Source organism: Yersinia frederiksenii ATCC 33641, assembly GCF_000754805.1.
Classification (GTDB): Bacteria; Pseudomonadota; Gammaproteobacteria; order Enterobacterales; family Enterobacteriaceae; genus Yersinia; species Yersinia frederiksenii.
Genome location: NZ_KN150731.1, coordinates 4,467,041 through 4,483,541, shown reverse-complemented (window position 1 = coordinate 4,483,541; position 16,501 = coordinate 4,467,041). Strand labels below are relative to the sequence as shown.

Here is a 16,501-nt window from a genome sequence, read left to right as displayed (position 1 = left end):
ATGATAAATATACAAAACGCTCAGAAATGTTACATTACTAAGACAATAAAAACCAAGGTTCTTAATCATCTTGATTTTTCTGTAGAGAAAGGTGACTTTGTTTCCATCATGGGGCCATCAGGGTCAGGTAAATCGACACTACTCAATATTATTGGTATGTTTGATAATCTAGATAGTGGTTCTCTTACTTTGGCTGGAAAAGATGTTTCCAAGTTGAACTACTCACAAAAAATCCTGCTGAGAAGAACACTCATAGGATATATTTTTCAATCATTTAATCTTATCGCCCATCTATCCGTCTTTGATAATATTGCATTACCTCTTAAATATCGTGGAATCAATAAGAAAGAGCGCATTGAACGAGTAGATCAAGTATTAACTATTTTCGACATTGAGAATCGGAGAGACCATAAACCAATACAATTATCTGGTGGCCAGCAACAACGCGTAGCAATAGCTAGAGCAATGGTATCCAAACCCGCATTACTTTTAGCTGATGAACCAACTGGGAATTTGGATAGTAAAAACGCTCATATGGTCCTTCAACAATTGAAAAATATTAATAAAAAAGGCACTACTATTATTATGGTGACACATTCAGATGAAGCATCTGCATATGGGAAAAAAATAGTTAATATGAAAGACGGCAATTTCACATGACAAGATAGGAATACATTATGGAGAATAAGATACCAATTAAAAACATTGATTGCATTGATATTAATAATATAAATTCACAAAACTTAAAAAAACTTGAAAGCTGCGAATATAAAGCCTTATCAGCTTTGCTTATAGGAAAGATCCCAGCCAATCAATTATTAGATACTGATGAGCTAGAAATATATAATGAAGAAATAAGTAAAAGTATTTCAGCAAAAGCCATTAAGGCAGAAAAGTTAGTTATTGTGCTGAAGGCAACGCGTTTATGTAACCTGCGCTGTACTTATTGTCACTCATGGGCTGAAGGTCCCAATCAGACGGTTTCATTTCATACATTGGTTCATACTGTACGCCAACTCCTTGCCATTCCGAATGTAAACAGATTTGAATTTGTATGGCATGGAGGAGAAGTCACACTGTTAAAACCTTCTTTTTTTAAAAAGCTTATTTGGTTGCAGCAGCAATTTAAACGGCCAGAGCAATATATAACAAACACAATGCAGTCAAACTTAGTTAATATATCCAACGAGTGGTTGAAATTCATCCAAGGTATTGGTATGAATGTCGGAATTAGTCTTGATGGAGTCCCAACGATAAATGATAAACGGAGAATCGACTATCGAGGGAAAGGAACATCTGAACGCGTGGCACAAGGGATAAAAAAACTTCGCCAGCATAACATTTTATATGGCGCACTCATTGTTGTTGATCGAGATATATATCAAACTGATATAAGAGAAATGCTAGACTATTTTATTTCAATCGAACTAAATTGTATTGAGTTCCTCAATATCGTTCCAGATAATCGGTTGGTTAAAGGTGAATATGTTGGCTATAACTTTATCACTTATGCCGAGTTTATTCATTTCCTCTCAGTACTGTTTACTATTTGGGTAAGAGATTACCAAGAAAAAATACATATTGCTGTTTTTGACGACTTTATCAAGGTGCTAAGAAACCCTAGCCAAAAACCAGCTGCCTGCTATTGGTCTGGTAATTGCTCACAAGAAATTATTACTCTCGAACCCAATGGGGACGTCTCTCCTTGCGATAAGTATGTTGGAGATAAAAATAGTATTTATGGTTCATTATTATCTACTGACTTAGCAGACCTGCTAGCGCACTCAACACATAATCAACAAGCCATCAACGAGGAAAATGAGGCTACTAAAAAAATGCATCATTGCCCGTGGTTTTCTATTTGCCATGGTGGTTGCCCCCATGACCGAGTTATTAATCGTAGACACACTGAAGGATATAATGATGCATGCTGTGGTACGGGAAATTTGCTGGCAACCATCCAGAATTATATCGCCAGTATCTACTGAAGCCACAAGATTGCGACCTCAGTAGTAAAATACTATTAGCAGCAATTATGCCGTCTATAGTTCAACTTCTTGTCCTTTACGGTGTAAACGTAAGGAAACCAGGAAAGTTAAGAAACACATTGCCGAGACATACCAAAAAAAGCTGCTTTCCATATCAAATGACTTGAGTGATAACGCCACATATTCAGCACTGCCGCCAAATATAGCATTGGCGACGGCATAGGATAAGCCAACACCTAAAGCCCGAACTTCGGGTGGAAACATTTCTGCTTTCAGTAATCCGCCAATAGAGGTATAGAAGCTAACAATAATTAGGGCAGTGACAATCAGTGCAAAAGCAATATAAGGGCTAGTGACACCTTTTAGTGCATGCAAAATTGGCACAGTGAGCAGCATTGATAATAAAGCAAAAGTCAGCATGGAGGTTCGCCGGCTAATACGGTCAGATAGTGCACCAAATAATGGTTGTATTATCATAAAAATAAACAATGCTGCAGTCATGACTAAGCTGGCAGTTTTCACATCCATTCCGGCGGTATTGACCAAATATTTTTGCATATAGGTGGTATAAGTATAAAAAGAGAGCGAACCACCAGCAGTAAAACCTAATACCATAATAAAAGCACGGCGGTTCTTCCATAGCCCTTTTAAACTACCTGCATCTTTTTTATTGCGCGTCTTTTCATCCGAAGTTTCATTGAGCGAGCGCCGTAAGTAAAGTGCTACCACGGCCAGTAATGCCCCCAATACGAAAGGAATACGCCATCCCCAACTATGTAATACTTCCGATGGCAGGGTCTGCTGTAATAAAACCAGCACTAATAATGCCAATAATTGACCGCCAATTAACGTGACATATTGGAAAGAAGCATAAAAACCTTTGCGCCCTTTCACCGCAACTTCACTCATGTATGTGGCGCTAGTACCATATTCTCCGCCAACAGATAGCCCTTGAAACAGACGTGCAACTAATAACAAAATGGGGGCCAGGCTACCAATTGAAGCATAAGTAGGTAAGCAGGCAATCATTAATGAGCCCGCACACATCATATAGACCGAAATTAGCATCGAAAGCTTACGGCCATGTTTATCGGCAATATATCCAAATAACCAACCGCCAATTGGGCGCATCAAAAAACCCGCGGCAAAAACCCCTGCAGTTTGGACTAACTGGGTCGTAGGATTATCGTTAGGAAAAAAAAGGGGCGCAAAGTAAAGCGCGCAGAATGAATAAATGTAGAAGTCGAACCATTCAACCAAATTACCCGAAGAAGCACCAACAATGGCCCGAATTCTCTGCCGGGTATCCGCTTGTTCCGTTAGCCGAGCTGAATGCGTGGCTATTGCTGTACTTTCCGTCGATGCCGCATCTACTGATGTTGTGTCTGCCATATTGATGTTTCCGTCATCTGGTGGGACGTCCATACCGACATAAACCTGGCTCCAAGTATATGCAGGCGCTGAACTCTCATTTATATATTGTTATGTTGTTATATATTGGTAACAATATCGTTTCAATTGGAGTTCTATCCCTGACAGCAGTTTAGGAAAAACCTCATTTTCCGCTGTGATGTCAATGGCATAAATATGTAATAAGGTCAGTGTAATTAGAGTTTTTTTGCGAGATTAACGACAAAAATGGGCATAATAGATAATATTCCGCCCGTCGAAAAAGGGGCGGAATATACCCAAGCCATCATGCTTTAGCTCTGCAAGCTAAAATGCCGAGCCAGGCTGTAACAAAAAGGCTTGTTCCTCCGCGCTAGATACACGCCCGAGAATATGATTGCGATGTGGATATCGGCCAAAACGATCAATAATCGCTTTATGGCGCAGCTCATAGTCCAGTTGGAGCTCATTACCTAACTCCGTATAAAGTGCTAATGCTTGCTGATGAATTAATGCTGATTCTGAATGCATAAAGGGCAAATAGAGAAAGCCGCGTTGTGTCTCCGATAACTGCTCTACCTGACCGCTGCTAACGGCCTCCTGCGCCAATACCAGTGCCATACCATCACAAGAGAAAGACGTCGGTAAATCGCGAAACATATTTCGACTAAATTGATCTAATATTAATATTTCGGCCAAGCGCCCTTCAATATGACATCGCCAGTGAGCCAGTTCGCCTTTTGAGGCTGCCTGCCAGACCGAACCAAAATGCTGACGTAAATAGGCGTCGAAATCCTCGTCTTTTTTAAACCACAGAGCTTGATCCATCTCTTTAAACCAGAATTTCAGAATTTTTTGAAAATCCATATCCCCTCCTATTTCGCCTGATAAGGGCCACTGCTAATAAAAAGAATATTGCTGATTAAGACAGTATCAGTCTAAGTCTCTTTGCCTTCCATCAATTCACCCGCATGGCAATCTCTGCCATAATAGCTCTCTTATTTGGTAGGCATCCCTGCACCCATTGTCTCTTTGCAACGATGCCCTCAGACCACGGAGTTCAGCATGGATCACTGTAATACCTCGGATTTACTCTCTCTGGAACAAGCACTGACTAAAATGCTGTCACAGGTCACGCCATTACAGACCACAGAAACTGTCGCACTCACTGATGCTGCGGGGCGTATCACAGCTTGTGCCATTGCATCACCCATTGCCGTGCCACCTTTCGCTAATTCAGCCATGGACGGTTATGCTGTACGCTGTAATGAGCTTAGCAGCACAATGCCATTGCCGGTGGCCGGTAAGGCTTTTGCAGGCGCACCATTTAACGATGAGTGGCCAGCCAATACTTGTGTCCGAATCATGACTGGCGCGCCAATTCCCGCAGGTGCCGACGCCGTCATCATGCAAGAACAGGCGACGGTGAGTGAGCAAGGGGTCATATTTAGTGGCAATGTACATCCAGGGCAAAATATCCGTCTGGCGGGTGAAGATATCCAACAAGGTGCCGCCGTTTTCCCTGCTGGAGTAAGATTAGGTGTGCCACAACTGCCGCTATTGGCATCATTAGGTATTGCGGAGGTGACGGTATTCCGTGCATTGAAAGTTGCTATTTTCTCAACCGGTGATGAGTTACAAGCGGTCGGGCAACCCTTAGGTGAAGGCCAGATTTATGATACTAACCGTTTCGCTGTGCGCTTAATGCTGCTGCAACTCGGTTGCCAAATTATTGATCTCGGTGTCATCCCTGATGACCAACAAGCCTTGCGCAAAGCTTTCGAGCAAGCTGATGCTGCCGCTGACTTAGTCATTAGTAGTGGTGGCGTTTCAGTGGGTGAAGCCGATTATACCAAGCAGATGCTAGATGAGTTGGGAGATATTGGTTTTTGGAAGTTAGCCATAAAGCCCGGTAAACCTTTTGCTTTTGGCAAGTTGAAAAATGCCTGGTTCTGCGGCTTGCCTGGTAACCCTGTCTCTGCGGCCCTAACATTTTATCAGTTGGTACAACCGCTCATCGCTAAATTATCGGGTCATTCAGAGTGGCATCCGCCATTACGATTGAAGGCGAAAACAACCACAAAATTGAAAAAAACGCCGGGCCGATTAGACTTCCAGCGCGGTGTTGTCTCCACTAATGCCGATGGTGAACTGCAAGTGCGCACCACCGGTCATCAAGGTTCTCACGTTTTCAGTTCATTCAGCCAAGGTAACTGTTTTATTGTCCTGGAACGGGAACGTGGCTCGGTAGCCATCGGTGAAAGCGTTGAGATCGAGTTATTTAATGGGCTCTTGAGTTAGTGAATCATTGAACAATCAATTGCTGAGAGGCCGACATGTTGCCTGAACTTTCCGATGCACAAACCCTACGTTATAACCGGCAAATCGTCCTGCGCGGTTTTGATTTTGATGGTCAGGAAAAACTCAATGCAGCTAAGGTATTAGTTGTTGGTTTAGGTGGCCTTGGGTGCGCAGCAGCACAATATCTGGTGGTGGCAGGTGTCGGCCATCTTACACTGCTGGATTTTGATACTGTTTCCCTTTCTAACCTGCAGCGGCAAATTCTGCATCGCGATAGCCGCATCGGCATGTCTAAAGTGGCTTCTGCGGCACTGACACTGTCAGAGATGAATTCCGAAGTGAAACTGGAAACCATTGATGCGCAGTTAGATGATGAGCAGCTCTCCGCAGTGATAGCTAAGCATCAGTTAGTATTGGATTGCACAGATAATGTCGCCAGCCGCGAACAACTTAATCGCCTCTGTTATACACAGCATAAGCCACTGGTTTCTGGTGCGGCAATCCGCATGGAAGGGCAAGTTAGTGTATTTACCTATCAGGAAAACCAGCCTTGTTATCGCTGCTTAAGCCGGCTGTTTGGTGATAACGCCCTAACCTGCGTTGAGGCCGGGGTCATGGCTCCACTGGTGGGCATTATTGGCAATCTACAAGCGATGGAAACCATAAAATTACTGGCTAATTATGGGCAAATTATATCGGGCCGAATTCTGATGTACGATGCCATGACGGGCGAGTTCCGCAGTATGAAGCTGGCAAAAGATGCCAATTGTGAGGTTTGCAGCAAAGCGTAGCTTCGCAATCACTGAGTATTAAAGCAAAAAAAAGCTGATGCAGGGCATCAGCTTTCTTATTAACACTCAGTCAAATAATCAGGACTGAATACCTTGGCTACGCAGATAATCTTCGTAGTTACCAGTAAAGTCGATCAATTTTTTCGGTGTCATTTCAATTACACGCGTCGCCAGAGAACTGACGAACTCACGGTCATGGGATACGAAAATCAAGGTGCCTTCGTACATTTCCAATGCCATGTTGAGAGATTCGATGGATTCCATATCCAAATGGTTGGTTGGCTCATCCATTACCAGAATATTAGGGCGCTGCATCATCAGCTTACCAAACAACATCCGCCCTTTTTCGCCACCAGACAGTACCTTAACCTTCTTCTTGATATCATCTTGGCTAAACAGCAAACGGCCCAACACGCTGCGCACAGCCTGTTCGTCGTCTTTTTCCTGTTTCCACTGACTCATCCAGTCAAATACCGTCAGGTCAATCTCAAACTCGTTGGCGTGATCCTGTGCGTAGTAACCAATCTTACTGTTTTCAGACCATTTTACCGTGCCGGTATCTGCCTCATAATCGCCAACTAAGGTTTTCAGCAAAGTAGATTTACCAATACCGTTTGGCCCGAGGATAGCGACTTTCTCACCCACTTCCAGGCGCAAATTCAGGTTTTTAAACAGTGGACCGTTATCAAAACCTTTGGTCAACATTTCAACTTCCAGCGCATTACGGAACAGTTTTTTATCCTGATCAAAGCGGATAAACGGGTTCTGGCGGCTGGAGGCCTTCACTTCATCAAGCTGGATTTTATCAATCTGACGGGCGCGGGAAGTTGCCTGCTTGGATTTAGAAGCATTGGCGCTAAAGCGGCTAACGAAAGATTGCAGCTCTGAGATCTGGGCTTTCTTCTTGGCGTTATCAGATAACAGACGCTCGCGGGCTTGAGTCGCCGCGGTCATATATTCGTCATAGTTACCCGGATAAACACGCAATTCGCCATAATCCAGATCCGCCATGTGGGTACACACCATATTCAGGAAGTGACGGTCATGGGAAATAATGATCATGGTGCTGTTACGCTCGTTCAGCACTTGCTCCAACCAGCGGATAGTATCGATATCCAAGTTGTTGGTAGGTTCGTCAAGTAACAGAATTTCCGGGTCAGAGAACAGAGCCTGCGCCAACAATACACGCAATTTCCAGCCGGGTGCAATTTCGCTCATCAAACCATAATGCTGTTCAACCGGAATACCGACGCCAAGCAACAATTCACCGGCACGGGCTTCTGCGCTGTAACCATCCATTTCACCATAGGCAACTTCCAGATCAGCTACTTTATAGCCATCTTCTTCGCTCATTTCAGCCATGGCGTAAATGCGATCGCGCTCTTCCTTGACTTCCCACAACTCGCCGTGACCCATAATAACGGTGTCCAGCACTGTGTTGTTTTCAAAGGCGAATTGATCCTGACGTAATTTACCCAGACGCTCATTCGGGTCTAGGAAGACGTTACCGGCGCTTGGCACCAGATCACCACCAAGGATTTTCATGAATGTGGATTTACCACAACCATTAGCACCGATCAGACCATAGCGATTACCGCCGCCGAATTTTACTGAAATGTTTTCAAACAGCGGCTTGCTGCCGAATTGCATGGTGATATTGTTAGTACTTAGCACAGAGCTCGCTCTCGATTGGATTACTGAATAGGGGTATTCAAGAATACTAGAAAATGTGATTCGGCGCGCATTATGCCACAAGATGGCAAGAGTATCGCCTCCAGTTTGCATGAAATCTCAACAGGGGGGATAAATCGGGTAATAGGCTGCAGTATCGCTCGGTTTATTACGCATCACAGGGGCTAAATAGCCCCTGTGATGGAAGATGCCAACTTCAGTGTGTTGCATCCTTGCTGCATTGCAGAGCACTGTACTTATCCAACAAGAAAGGTCGTAGATACCCCAGGGTATTAGACATCGGGAGTATTTCTTCACTGAGATGAATATTCAGTGTGTTGCTAAGGTAAGCACGGCGCTGTTGTATTCTTTGCCAAACCTCAGGGTAATGGGCCGCCAGTTCATCGCGCAACGGTTGGTCGGCGAGTGCAATACAATCTTCTGCACTCACTCCAGCATAGCCTTTTACCGCAGGAATAATATCAATTTGGAATAGCATCCCACTGCGGATTTTCTCTTCTGAACCAGAATAAATCGGCGAGCAAAGCCACTCTTCATCTGCGGTTAAATGGCCTGGATTTAATGACCAGTGGTATTGCGCCTTAGGGAAAACAGTTTCAACTAGCGCATACATCTCTTTACCCAGCATGCCAATGCGAATATTTTCCAGCCAAGTCACAACCGTGGCGTAATAAGGAATAGCCACTTTATCAAGATAGTCTCTTTGTGCCGCTGGCAATTCATCAGCATGGTGAACCGCATAACCGGTTCTACTGCTCAGGCCGCCTTTAAAACCGGTAGTCAAAGATATCTTATCGCCAAGTTGTATTGCTTTATCTCCAGGGTACAAATTCGCCTGTTCAAAGCGCTCGCCCGTGGCAGCAATGATTATAACAGTATTAGGCTGCCCCTCATCAGCCAATAGGCTGCCAAGTTGCTTTTCTGTTATGCCGACGTCTACCGCCGCTAAGGCATTAATAACACAGTTAGATGCTAGATTAGCGCCATATTCATAATGTGCTAATTCATTAGCATTGTTCGTCACTCTGGCCGCTATATCACTGCCAATAAATAGGTTTGTGGCATTGGTAATTGCCGTTTCAGATGAAACAGATTGTTTAATTGCATCCAGAAGAAAATAAGGAATATCAAATAGCTGGTTATTATCGTCCAACTGACTGGTAAACAGTTTCCACCCGGCAACACCGACCTTTTTAGCTTGCTTAATGCCACTATCAGCCAGTAACTCAACTAGCGTCTTACGGTTTTCCATTGGCTGATTTGGCAGTGAAAAATAGGGGATATGAATTGCTGTATTGCTGATCCTTGCATATTGCGACAACTTTAAGTTCTCGTTGCCCAGCAATAAATAGACTTCCCCTGAAACATGTAACACCAGAGCAGCTTCTTCAAATCGGGGGATAAATCCGGTCAGATATTCAAAATTCCCCCCATGCTCTTTATCAGCATATACAAGTAAATAGTCGATATTAGCCTGTATCATGTTATTGATAACTTTAGCTTTACGAGCAGCAATGGTGCTATCACTTATCGCTATTTTGGCGATAGCATTAAATCGTGGTGGCGCATCAATAGGGTTAAGTTTTACATGGCGTTTAACAATCATCTTATTCATTATCCAAGTTAGTTAATGTTACGTCACCTTACCCACTACTTTTTTGCTATAACCACTTCGCATTACGGGTAAAGGAAATAGTTAACCAGCGGTGTGGGCCCGACTCACCAATCGCATGAGAGATTTCATCGCGTATTTTGTCAAAATAGGATACTCCGCTGTCTTCCATTTCAGGCGGGATAACCACATGAATTTCAACGAACAACCCTCGGCCAATACGAGTTGCATAATGTGAATAATCAACAAAGTTGTACTTCGCCATTAATTTGTCCATTAAGGTCTCCATCGAAGCATCCAATGTATCTGGTGTCATTTGTAAGACTTCACGGACGGCCGATATAACTGTTTTTATCGGAACAGGAATCAAAATCAAGGTTAACAGTGCCAATACGCCAGGGTCAGTATAAACAATCCAATGCTCATAGCGGGTCCCTTCCATGCTCCAGGAAAGTAAAAAAGCCACTAATAAAGCAGAACTAATACAAGCCGACATCAGCCAACTTTTGGTATCCAACGCGATTAATTCAGACTTAACGCGTTTATTTAAACGTCGCTGCTTTAAGAAAATAGTAAAACAGAAGGTGCTGACCACCAGGGCATAAACAATTGCCCAACCCAGATCTAATTCCCGCCCACCATCAATAATACCTTTAATAGCATTAACAAAGGCATACAGACAAAGCAACGCCAGTAGGCTACCATTAAAGGCCAAGACCAGAGGTTCTACGTGCCAGAAGCCATATTGAAAACGCCGACTATTTGGCTGGCCCAGTAATCGTGAAACCAACAAAGATAAACTGCACATGCCTGCATCTAAAGCAGAGAACATACCATCGAAAATAATCGACATCGAACCGCACACAATACCGAAAATGATCCCCATGCTGGCAATAAATAAAGTACAAAAGATCGAACGTCGTAAAATCTGCTGTTCGAGTTGAGTATCATGCTGCATAGAAGCTACCGGTTCACTGAGTATTGTCATGATTACAACCTATTTTTATAGCAATCTATTGTTTTATATTATTTATTTCATTTTTTAGCTTGATGTATTAATCACCATTTAGAGATATGAAAGTCAATCAAAGCTATAAGTAGTGTGTCATATTATTCCATTTTTACCAGTAAATAACCCATGGAATTACGAATATAAAACTTGTTTAATCTCTTGTTTTTTATTATTTAATGTAAAATATTTTTCGTTATAAAGAATTTTATATCGTACTTATCGGAGCATTGCTATCTCATTTTAGTATTTATCTTAAAGCGATGTACCACCAAAGCTTTATACTTTATATCTAATAACAGATTTTATTAATTTTAATAACATATAACCGAGCGTAAGCGTTTTAATTAACAGCTGTAAATGAGTAGAATTTGTTATTCGTCAATAATACCATTGCGGCATAGATATATTATGCTCGCCTTACGATAATACCTGTTCAGGGGGATATATGGCGGCAAAACTAAATATTCTATTAGTGCATGGCGCGTGGGCTGATGGCTCACAATGGCGATATATTATTCCCGCCTTACATGCAATGGGACATCGAGTTATTGCTATCCAAAATCCGCTAACATCATTGGCTGATGATGTGGAACGCACTATTAAGCAAACCACCGCGCTATATGGCCCAACCTTATTAGTCGGTCACTCTTACGGTGGGATGGTGATTACCCAAGTCGGGCACCTACCAAATGTGGTCGGGATGGTTTATCTCTCCGCGTTTGCCCCAGATGCCGGTGAAAGCTTATCAAGCACTTTTGCTTTGCGTGAAGCTCCTGCTGGTGCGGCGTATATTCGTCCAGATGACAATGGCTTTTTATGGATCGATACCGACAAATTCCATGAGAATATGTGTCAGGATTTCGATGAAAATGAAGCACTGGTGATGGCTTTGGTGCAAAAACCTTTAGCTGCCCGCGCTTTTACCGATAAATCTGCCCAGCCAGCCTGGCGAGTAAAACCTTGTTGGTATCAGATTTCAACAGAAGACAGAATGCTGCCAGTCGAAACACAACGCGGATTTGCCGAACGCATTCAGGCACAAAAAGTCATTGAATTCCCCTCTAGCCATACCGCCCATCTCTCGCACCCGCAGCAAATTATCGATTTGATTGCTGATGCTGCCAACGCGGTCAAATAGTTTTTATCCCGACCCAAAATGTTGTACCGCTAAAACCGCTTACAGCTTCTTAATTTCATTATTACCGGCGAAAAAAAATCCGCTCAAGAGCGGATTTTTATCAAGTTCGGCATGGCACTGTTAAAGGTCCATGCTGATAATCCTAAGCAGTGACTTAGAAAGTGTAACCTACACCTGCAACCCAAGTGCCAATATCAACATTGCGAATGCGGCTCTGCTCGTAAGAAACGTCCAGGGCAACATTTTGCATTGGGTTAAACTGCATACCTGCGCCGTAAGTAAAACCGTAATCGCTGGTGCTGTTTTTATTGCTAGCAGCAGTTGGGAAGTTCTGGCTGAAACGGCCATAACCCACACCAACTAAACCATAAACACTAGCCCAATCGTTGATACGGTAAGCTGGACCACCGGTGATTGCATTGTATTGTGCTTTGTTATAAACAGAGGCGCTATCACCGAAGCTGCTTTTTTCAGTGTGAGTGAAAGAGGTGATGTAACCCAGTTGAGAATCACTCCACTCGTAACGATATTTCAGGTTGAAACCTGAAGATTTGTTAGCAACACCTTGGTAATCGCTCTGGGCATAACCACCAGAAACGGTGCTTTGACCTGCAAAAGCTGAACCTGCAGTTACCGCTAATACACAAGCTGCTACAGCTGAAAGACATGTAATTTTATTCATAACCACCTCGAAAGACGCAAATTTTTAGATGAAACAAAAACACCATCAAATTATAACAATAAACAGTTATAAACTCTGCCTGATAATGATTGTCTAAGTAATTATTTGGTGTAACAAAGAATTTCAAGCATCTTCCATCTTGCTAATACCTTTACGATTTTTCACTATACCACTCTCTTTTGTGACCTTCATCACCAAAAGCCATTCCAGACTATTCTTAATTTTCATGCTCAAATTAGCGACAGAAATAGCGTTAAAAAACAGCAACTCGGAAAAAAATAATTATTTTTTTGCTCTTTCCTATTCCCTATTTATAGCCTGTGGTTATTTTCAAACACTTCACTGACATTTCATTTACACTGGTTGACATTGATACCTAATACTTTTTTTGAGGCTCAAAAGGATGTCTTTATCTCCTTCATCCAAACATTCATTGCCACTTCTCCCGATTTTCTTGCTGATAATCGCCATGATCTCAATACAAAGCGGTGCATCTTTGGCAAAAAGTCTGTTCCCGGTAGTCGGTGCTCAAGGGATAACCTCCCTACGCCTTGGTATCGGTACGCTGATACTGTTTGTTATTTTTAAACCTTGGCGGATGCGATTTGAGGCGGGTCGCCGCTTACCTTTGCTTATCTACGGGGTGACATTAGGTGGCATGAATTTCCTGTTCTATCTGTCGTTAAAAACGGTGCCATTAGGCATTGCCGTTGCTCTGGAATTTACCGGACCTCTGGCAGTCGCCATGTTAGCGTCGCGCCGTCCGGTCGATTTTATCTGGGTCGGTTTAGCCATTCTTGGTCTGTGGTTCCTCTTGCCCTTAGGAAATAGCATTGGCACCATTGATTTATTTGGGGCGGCTTGTGCTCTAGGGGCAGGGGCTTGTTGGGCTTTGTATATCGTTTCAGGCCAGAAAGCCGGGGGCGATCATGGGCCAGGAACCGTGGCAGTTGGCTCTTTGATTGCCGCACTGGTTTTCTGCCCAATTGGTGTGGCTTACAATGGCTTAGCACTGTTTGCTCCAGCAATCTTACCTGTTGCCCTGGCAGTCGCGATTCTGTCTACCGCATTGCCATACTCACTTGAGATGGTGGCGCTAACTCGTCTTCCTACTCGTACATTTGGTACATTAATGAGCTTGGAACCGGCATTAGCAGCAATTTCGGGACTGGTATTTTTAAATGAACATCTGACATTGATTCAATGGTTGGCACTGGCATCAATTATCAGCGCGTCTATCGGCGCAACTTTGACGATTAAACCCAAGCCACACATTGATCAGGTTGCTTGAATATGAGCCCTTGTATGGAAATCAGAATAGCAACACCCGAAGATTTTGCCCAAATATGGCCGCTGTTTCAGGCGGTAATCCGTCGTGGTGACACTTATGTATTCACTCCAGAAACGCCCGAACAAGATGCCTATGATTACTGGTTTGCTCCCGGTGTTCGCTGTTTTGTCGCACTGCATGAGCAACGTATTGTTGGCATGTATAAATTAATTGATAACCAACGCGACCTAGGCTCCCATGTTGCCAATGCTTCATTTATGGTTGACGGGCAAGCCCGCGGTTTGGGGATCGGTAAAGCGCTGGGCATCCATTGCATTGAACAGGCAACCGCTCTAGGGTATCGGGCAATGCAGTTTAACTTTGTGGTCAGCACCAACACTCTGGCAATTACACTGTGGCAAAAGTTAGGTTTTGAAATCATTGCCACCCTGCCAGAGGCGTTTAACCATAGCGAATTGGGTTATGTTGATGCCTATGTTATGCATCGACGACTCGTCCCTGACCAGCACTGAACCTCTATTTTCCCCTAGTAAAACTTTAATCGACTACACGCCAACCCAGTCATTTCACGGGTTGGCGTTTTTTATTGATTATTTTTCATTTTTTTTGCATCCAAAACACCAGGCTGATTCGTATAGGTAGATGTGAGGCAAGACTTCACCTCAACTCCCCTAAAAGGAATACATTATGAAAACGCTTATTCGTACCGCTATCTGTGCTTCCTTAGTGTTCAGCAGTGTTTCAATGGCCGCCATGATGTCAGACACTGTCATGGTGGGTGGCGCTTCAATGTACCCAAGCAAAAACATTATTGAGAATGCGGTGAACTCGAAAGATCACACCACTTTGGTTGCCGCGGTGAAAGCTGCCGGGTTAGTTGATACCCTACAAGGTCCCGGCCCCTTTACTGTGTTCGCGCCCACTGACGCCGCCTTCGCAAAATTGCCAGCAGGTACGGTTGAAAATTTGGTCAAGCCAGAAAACAAGGCCATGCTCACCCAAATCCTGACGTATCACGTGGTGGCTGGGAAGTACGATATGAAGCAGCTAGAAAGTAAAATTAAAGCCGGTGGAGGATCTGCTGAACTGAAAACAGTCAACGGCCAGCCACTATGGATTATGAATAACGGCCCACATAATATTCAACTCAAAGATGCTAAAGGTAATATCGCTAATATCAGCACCTATGATGTACAACAGAAAAATGGTGTTATCAATGTTATTGATACGGTTCTGATGCCTAAATAAAACCCGTCTATACTGGGTGCAGTGTCTCACTGCACCTGACGGATTTTTTAGGGATTGGCACATGAATGAATGTTCGCTGGAACAACAGATAGGACTGATAGATGCCATCGCTCAAGGCGATCAGTCCGCTTTTGAAAAGCTTTACCGACTCACCTCCCCCCGATTATTCGCGGTCGCTTTACGAATGCTCCGCAATCCTGCCCGAGCAGAAGAAGTTTTACACGACAGCTTTCTCACGGTTTGGAACCGTGCGGGGAATTACAATGCGCAACTCAGTGCGCCGCTGACGTGGTTAACTCATATCGTACGCAATCGGGCTATCGACCTGATGCGAGGCAGTGATAATCGCCTGCAAACTCTGGACGATGACGATACAGATAATCTAACTGATGACGCTCTGACGCCCCTGGCACAATTGCAGCAAGACAGTGAGGCTAAGCAATTAGCTGGCTGTCTGGCACATCTGTCAGCAGAGCAACGCCAAAGTATTATGCTGGCCTATTACCAAGGGCTTTCTCATGGGGAAATCTCGGTTCATTTACAACAACCACTCGGTACGATAAAAAGCTGGATACGTCGTGCACTGGACCACCTAAAGGACTGTGTAGGTTTATGAAAAACAGACGCGAATATGACTCAGCACTGGCTGCAGAGTATGCGCTGGGAACCCTGCGCGGACTGGCCCGGATGCGTTTTGAACGAAGAGTTCACCGTGAGCCACGACTGGCGGCAGATGTTGCCAGTTGGCAAAGCCTATTGACTCAATTGGATAACCAGCTAGCTCCATTAGAACCACCTGAGCGCGTTTGGAAACGGCTGGAATTACAATTACCACCGATAAATGTACGCCATATCAAACGAAACCGTTGGTCTTATGTCGGCTGGGCTGTAGCCGCTGGTCTTGCGGCCATGCTAGTGATACCACGTTTGTTGGTAGAACCCCCGGCGGCCATACCGGTGGCGGTGTTGTCAAATAGTCAGCAAAGTGGTCAATGGGTTGTCAGTCTTGAGAAATCGACCCGCAGTTTGACACTCACTCCACTGAACCCTATTGCGGTAAGCGACAACAATAGCCTTGAATTATGGAGCATTCCTGCGGGTGAAAAACCTCATTCTCTGGGTTTACTCAATACCCATGGCTCAACACAACTGACGCTAGCTGAAAATCAATTAAGTGGGAACTCATTACTGGCAATCAGTCTGGAGCCTCACGGCGGATCACCTACTGGTCAACCAACTGGAGCGGTATTGTTTAGCGGGCCATTACAGAATCTGTAAAATATTCTTGCTCTTTACCGTGTTAAGACATGAGGTTATGGGAGTGATAGCGGCGGTGACTCCCCCATTACTCCACTTT

General features: G+C 44.0%; 16 protein-coding genes. 10 read left to right on the top strand and 6 right to left on the bottom strand.

Annotated features, from left to right (window positions below):
• Complete coding sequence (gene darD, locus DJ58_RS02125; protein ID WP_032913278.1) at positions 1–660, top strand: darobactin export ABC transporter ATP-binding protein; 660 nt, start codon at positions 1–3, stop codon at positions 658–660.
• A 17-nt stretch (positions 661–677) separates the two neighbouring features.
• Entirely contained in the window at positions 678–1,988 is a 1,311-nt protein-coding gene (gene darE, locus DJ58_RS02130) for a darobactin maturation radical SAM/SPASM protein DarE (protein WP_004709135.1), read from the top strand.
• Between the two features lie 54 nt (positions 1,989–2,042).
• On the opposite strand, the gene DJ58_RS02135 is transcribed toward darE, so the two are convergent.
• Both DJ58_RS02135 and DJ58_RS02140 read right to left on the bottom strand, forming a co-directional pair.
• On the bottom strand, positions 2,043–3,380 hold the full coding sequence (locus tag DJ58_RS02135; RefSeq protein WP_032911045.1) for an MFS family transporter: 1,338 nt from the start codon (positions 3,378–3,380) through the stop codon (positions 2,043–2,045).
• Positions 3,381–3,704: 324 nt separating this feature from the next.
• Positions 3,705–4,244 carry a DUF924 family protein gene (locus tag DJ58_RS02140; RefSeq protein ID WP_004709132.1) on the bottom strand — a complete coding sequence of 180 codons (540 nt, stop codon included), beginning with the start codon at positions 4,242–4,244 and terminating at the stop codon, positions 3,705–3,707.
• A gap of 198 nt (positions 4,245–4,442) precedes the next feature.
• On the opposite strand from DJ58_RS02140, the gene moeA reads away from it, so the two are divergent.
• Both moeA and moeB read left to right on the top strand, forming a co-directional pair.
• On the top strand, positions 4,443–5,678 hold the full coding sequence (moeA, locus tag DJ58_RS02145) for a molybdopterin molybdotransferase MoeA (RefSeq protein ID WP_032913277.1): 1,236 nt from the start codon (positions 4,443–4,445) through the stop codon (positions 5,676–5,678).
• Between the two features lie 35 nt (positions 5,679–5,713).
• Positions 5,714–6,469, top strand: coding sequence for a molybdopterin-synthase adenylyltransferase MoeB (gene moeB, locus DJ58_RS02150; protein ID WP_004709126.1), 756 nt, complete (start codon positions 5,714–5,716; stop codon positions 6,467–6,469).
• Positions 6,470–6,547: 78 nt separating this feature from the next.
• Here the strand turns inward: moeB and DJ58_RS02155 are convergent, their stop codons facing one another.
• The 3 genes from DJ58_RS02155 to DJ58_RS02165 all read right to left on the bottom strand — a co-directional run bounded on the left by DJ58_RS02155 (position 6,548) and on the right by DJ58_RS02165 (position 10,761).
• On the bottom strand, positions 6,548–8,143 hold the full coding sequence (locus DJ58_RS02155) for an ABC-F family ATPase (protein ID WP_071985036.1): 1,596 nt from the start codon (positions 8,141–8,143) through the stop codon (positions 6,548–6,550).
• Positions 8,144–8,357: 214 nt separating this feature from the next.
• Positions 8,358–9,776 carry a M24 family metallopeptidase gene (locus tag DJ58_RS02160; RefSeq protein WP_004709121.1) on the bottom strand — a complete coding sequence of 473 codons (1,419 nt, stop codon included), beginning with the start codon at positions 9,774–9,776 and terminating at the stop codon, positions 8,358–8,360.
• A 46-nt stretch (positions 9,777–9,822) separates the two neighbouring features.
• Entirely contained in the window at positions 9,823–10,761 is a 939-nt protein-coding gene (locus DJ58_RS02165) for a cation diffusion facilitator family transporter (protein ID WP_004709119.1), read from the bottom strand.
• Between the two features lie 469 nt (positions 10,762–11,230).
• Between DJ58_RS02165 and DJ58_RS02170 the strand changes: the two genes are divergently transcribed.
• On the top strand, positions 11,231–11,923 hold the full coding sequence (locus tag DJ58_RS02170) for an alpha/beta fold hydrolase (RefSeq protein WP_004709117.1): 693 nt from the start codon (positions 11,231–11,233) through the stop codon (positions 11,921–11,923).
• Positions 11,924–12,077: 154 nt separating this feature from the next.
• On the opposite strand, the gene ompX is transcribed toward DJ58_RS02170, so the two are convergent.
• Positions 12,078–12,605, bottom strand: a complete 528-nt coding sequence (ompX, locus tag DJ58_RS02175; protein WP_004709115.1) for an outer membrane protein OmpX — start codon at positions 12,603–12,605, stop codon at positions 12,078–12,080.
• A gap of 403 nt (positions 12,606–13,008) precedes the next feature.
• On the opposite strand from ompX, the gene rhtA reads away from it, so the two are divergent.
• The 5 genes from rhtA (at position 13,009) to DJ58_RS02200 (ending at position 16,422) form a co-directional block, all read left to right on the top strand.
• The gene (gene rhtA, locus DJ58_RS02180) at positions 13,009–13,896 is read left to right on the top strand and encodes a threonine/homoserine exporter RhtA (RefSeq protein ID WP_032911044.1); all 888 of its coding nucleotides are present in this window, start codon (positions 13,009–13,011) and stop codon (positions 13,894–13,896) included.
• Positions 13,897–13,910: 14 nt separating this feature from the next.
• Positions 13,911–14,408, top strand: coding sequence for a GNAT family N-acetyltransferase (locus DJ58_RS02185; protein WP_004709108.1), 498 nt, complete (start codon positions 13,911–13,913; stop codon positions 14,406–14,408).
• A 175-nt stretch (positions 14,409–14,583) separates the two neighbouring features.
• Positions 14,584–15,144 (top strand): fasciclin domain-containing protein, encoded by a 561-nt coding sequence (locus tag DJ58_RS02190; protein WP_004709106.1) that lies wholly within the window; start codon positions 14,584–14,586, stop codon positions 15,142–15,144.
• Positions 15,145–15,205: 61 nt separating this feature from the next.
• Positions 15,206–15,760, top strand: a complete 555-nt coding sequence (locus DJ58_RS02195) for a sigma-70 family RNA polymerase sigma factor (RefSeq protein ID WP_004709104.1) — start codon at positions 15,206–15,208, stop codon at positions 15,758–15,760.
• On the top strand, positions 15,757–16,422 hold the full coding sequence (locus tag DJ58_RS02200; protein WP_032911043.1) for an anti-sigma factor: 666 nt from the start codon (positions 15,757–15,759) through the stop codon (positions 16,420–16,422). Before DJ58_RS02195 ends, DJ58_RS02200 begins: the two co-directional genes overlap by 4 nt.
• The last annotated feature ends 79 nt before the right edge of the window (positions 16,423–16,501 follow it).

Excerpts from the sequence above, each read along its gene's own strand:
- DJ58_RS02200 (WP_032911043.1), top strand. The coding sequence starts at position 15,757 with ATGAAAAACAGACGCGAATATGACTCAGCACTGGCTGCAGAGTATGCG.
- rhtA (WP_032911044.1), top strand. The coding sequence starts at position 13,009 with ATGTCTTTATCTCCTTCATCCAAACATTCATTGCCACTTCTCCCGATT.
- ompX (WP_004709115.1), bottom strand. The coding sequence starts at position 12,605 with ATGAATAAAATTACATGTCTTTCAGCTGTAGCAGCTTGTGTATTAGCG.
- DJ58_RS02165 (WP_004709119.1), bottom strand. The coding sequence starts at position 10,761 with ATGACAATACTCAGTGAACCGGTAGCTTCTATGCAGCATGATACTCAA.
- DJ58_RS02140 (WP_004709132.1), bottom strand. The coding sequence starts at position 4,244 with ATGGATTTTCAAAAAATTCTGAAATTCTGGTTTAAAGAGATGGATCAA.
- darD (WP_032913278.1), top strand. The coding sequence starts at position 1 with ATGATAAATATACAAAACGCTCAGAAATGTTACATTACTAAGACAATA.
- DJ58_RS02195 (WP_004709104.1), top strand. The coding sequence starts at position 15,206 with ATGAATGAATGTTCGCTGGAACAACAGATAGGACTGATAGATGCCATC.
- moeB (WP_004709126.1), top strand. The coding sequence starts at position 5,714 with ATGTTGCCTGAACTTTCCGATGCACAAACCCTACGTTATAACCGGCAA.
- DJ58_RS02185 (WP_004709108.1), top strand. The coding sequence starts at position 13,911 with ATGGAAATCAGAATAGCAACACCCGAAGATTTTGCCCAAATATGGCCG.
- DJ58_RS02170 (WP_004709117.1), top strand. The coding sequence starts at position 11,231 with ATGGCGGCAAAACTAAATATTCTATTAGTGCATGGCGCGTGGGCTGAT.
- moeA (WP_032913277.1), top strand. The coding sequence starts at position 4,443 with ATGGATCACTGTAATACCTCGGATTTACTCTCTCTGGAACAAGCACTG.
- DJ58_RS02160 (WP_004709121.1), bottom strand. The coding sequence starts at position 9,776 with ATGAATAAGATGATTGTTAAACGCCATGTAAAACTTAACCCTATTGAT.
- darE (WP_004709135.1), top strand. The coding sequence starts at position 678 with ATGGAGAATAAGATACCAATTAAAAACATTGATTGCATTGATATTAAT.
- DJ58_RS02190 (WP_004709106.1), top strand. The coding sequence starts at position 14,584 with ATGAAAACGCTTATTCGTACCGCTATCTGTGCTTCCTTAGTGTTCAGC.
- DJ58_RS02135 (WP_032911045.1), bottom strand. The coding sequence starts at position 3,380 with ATGGCAGACACAACATCAGTAGATGCGGCATCGACGGAAAGTACAGCA.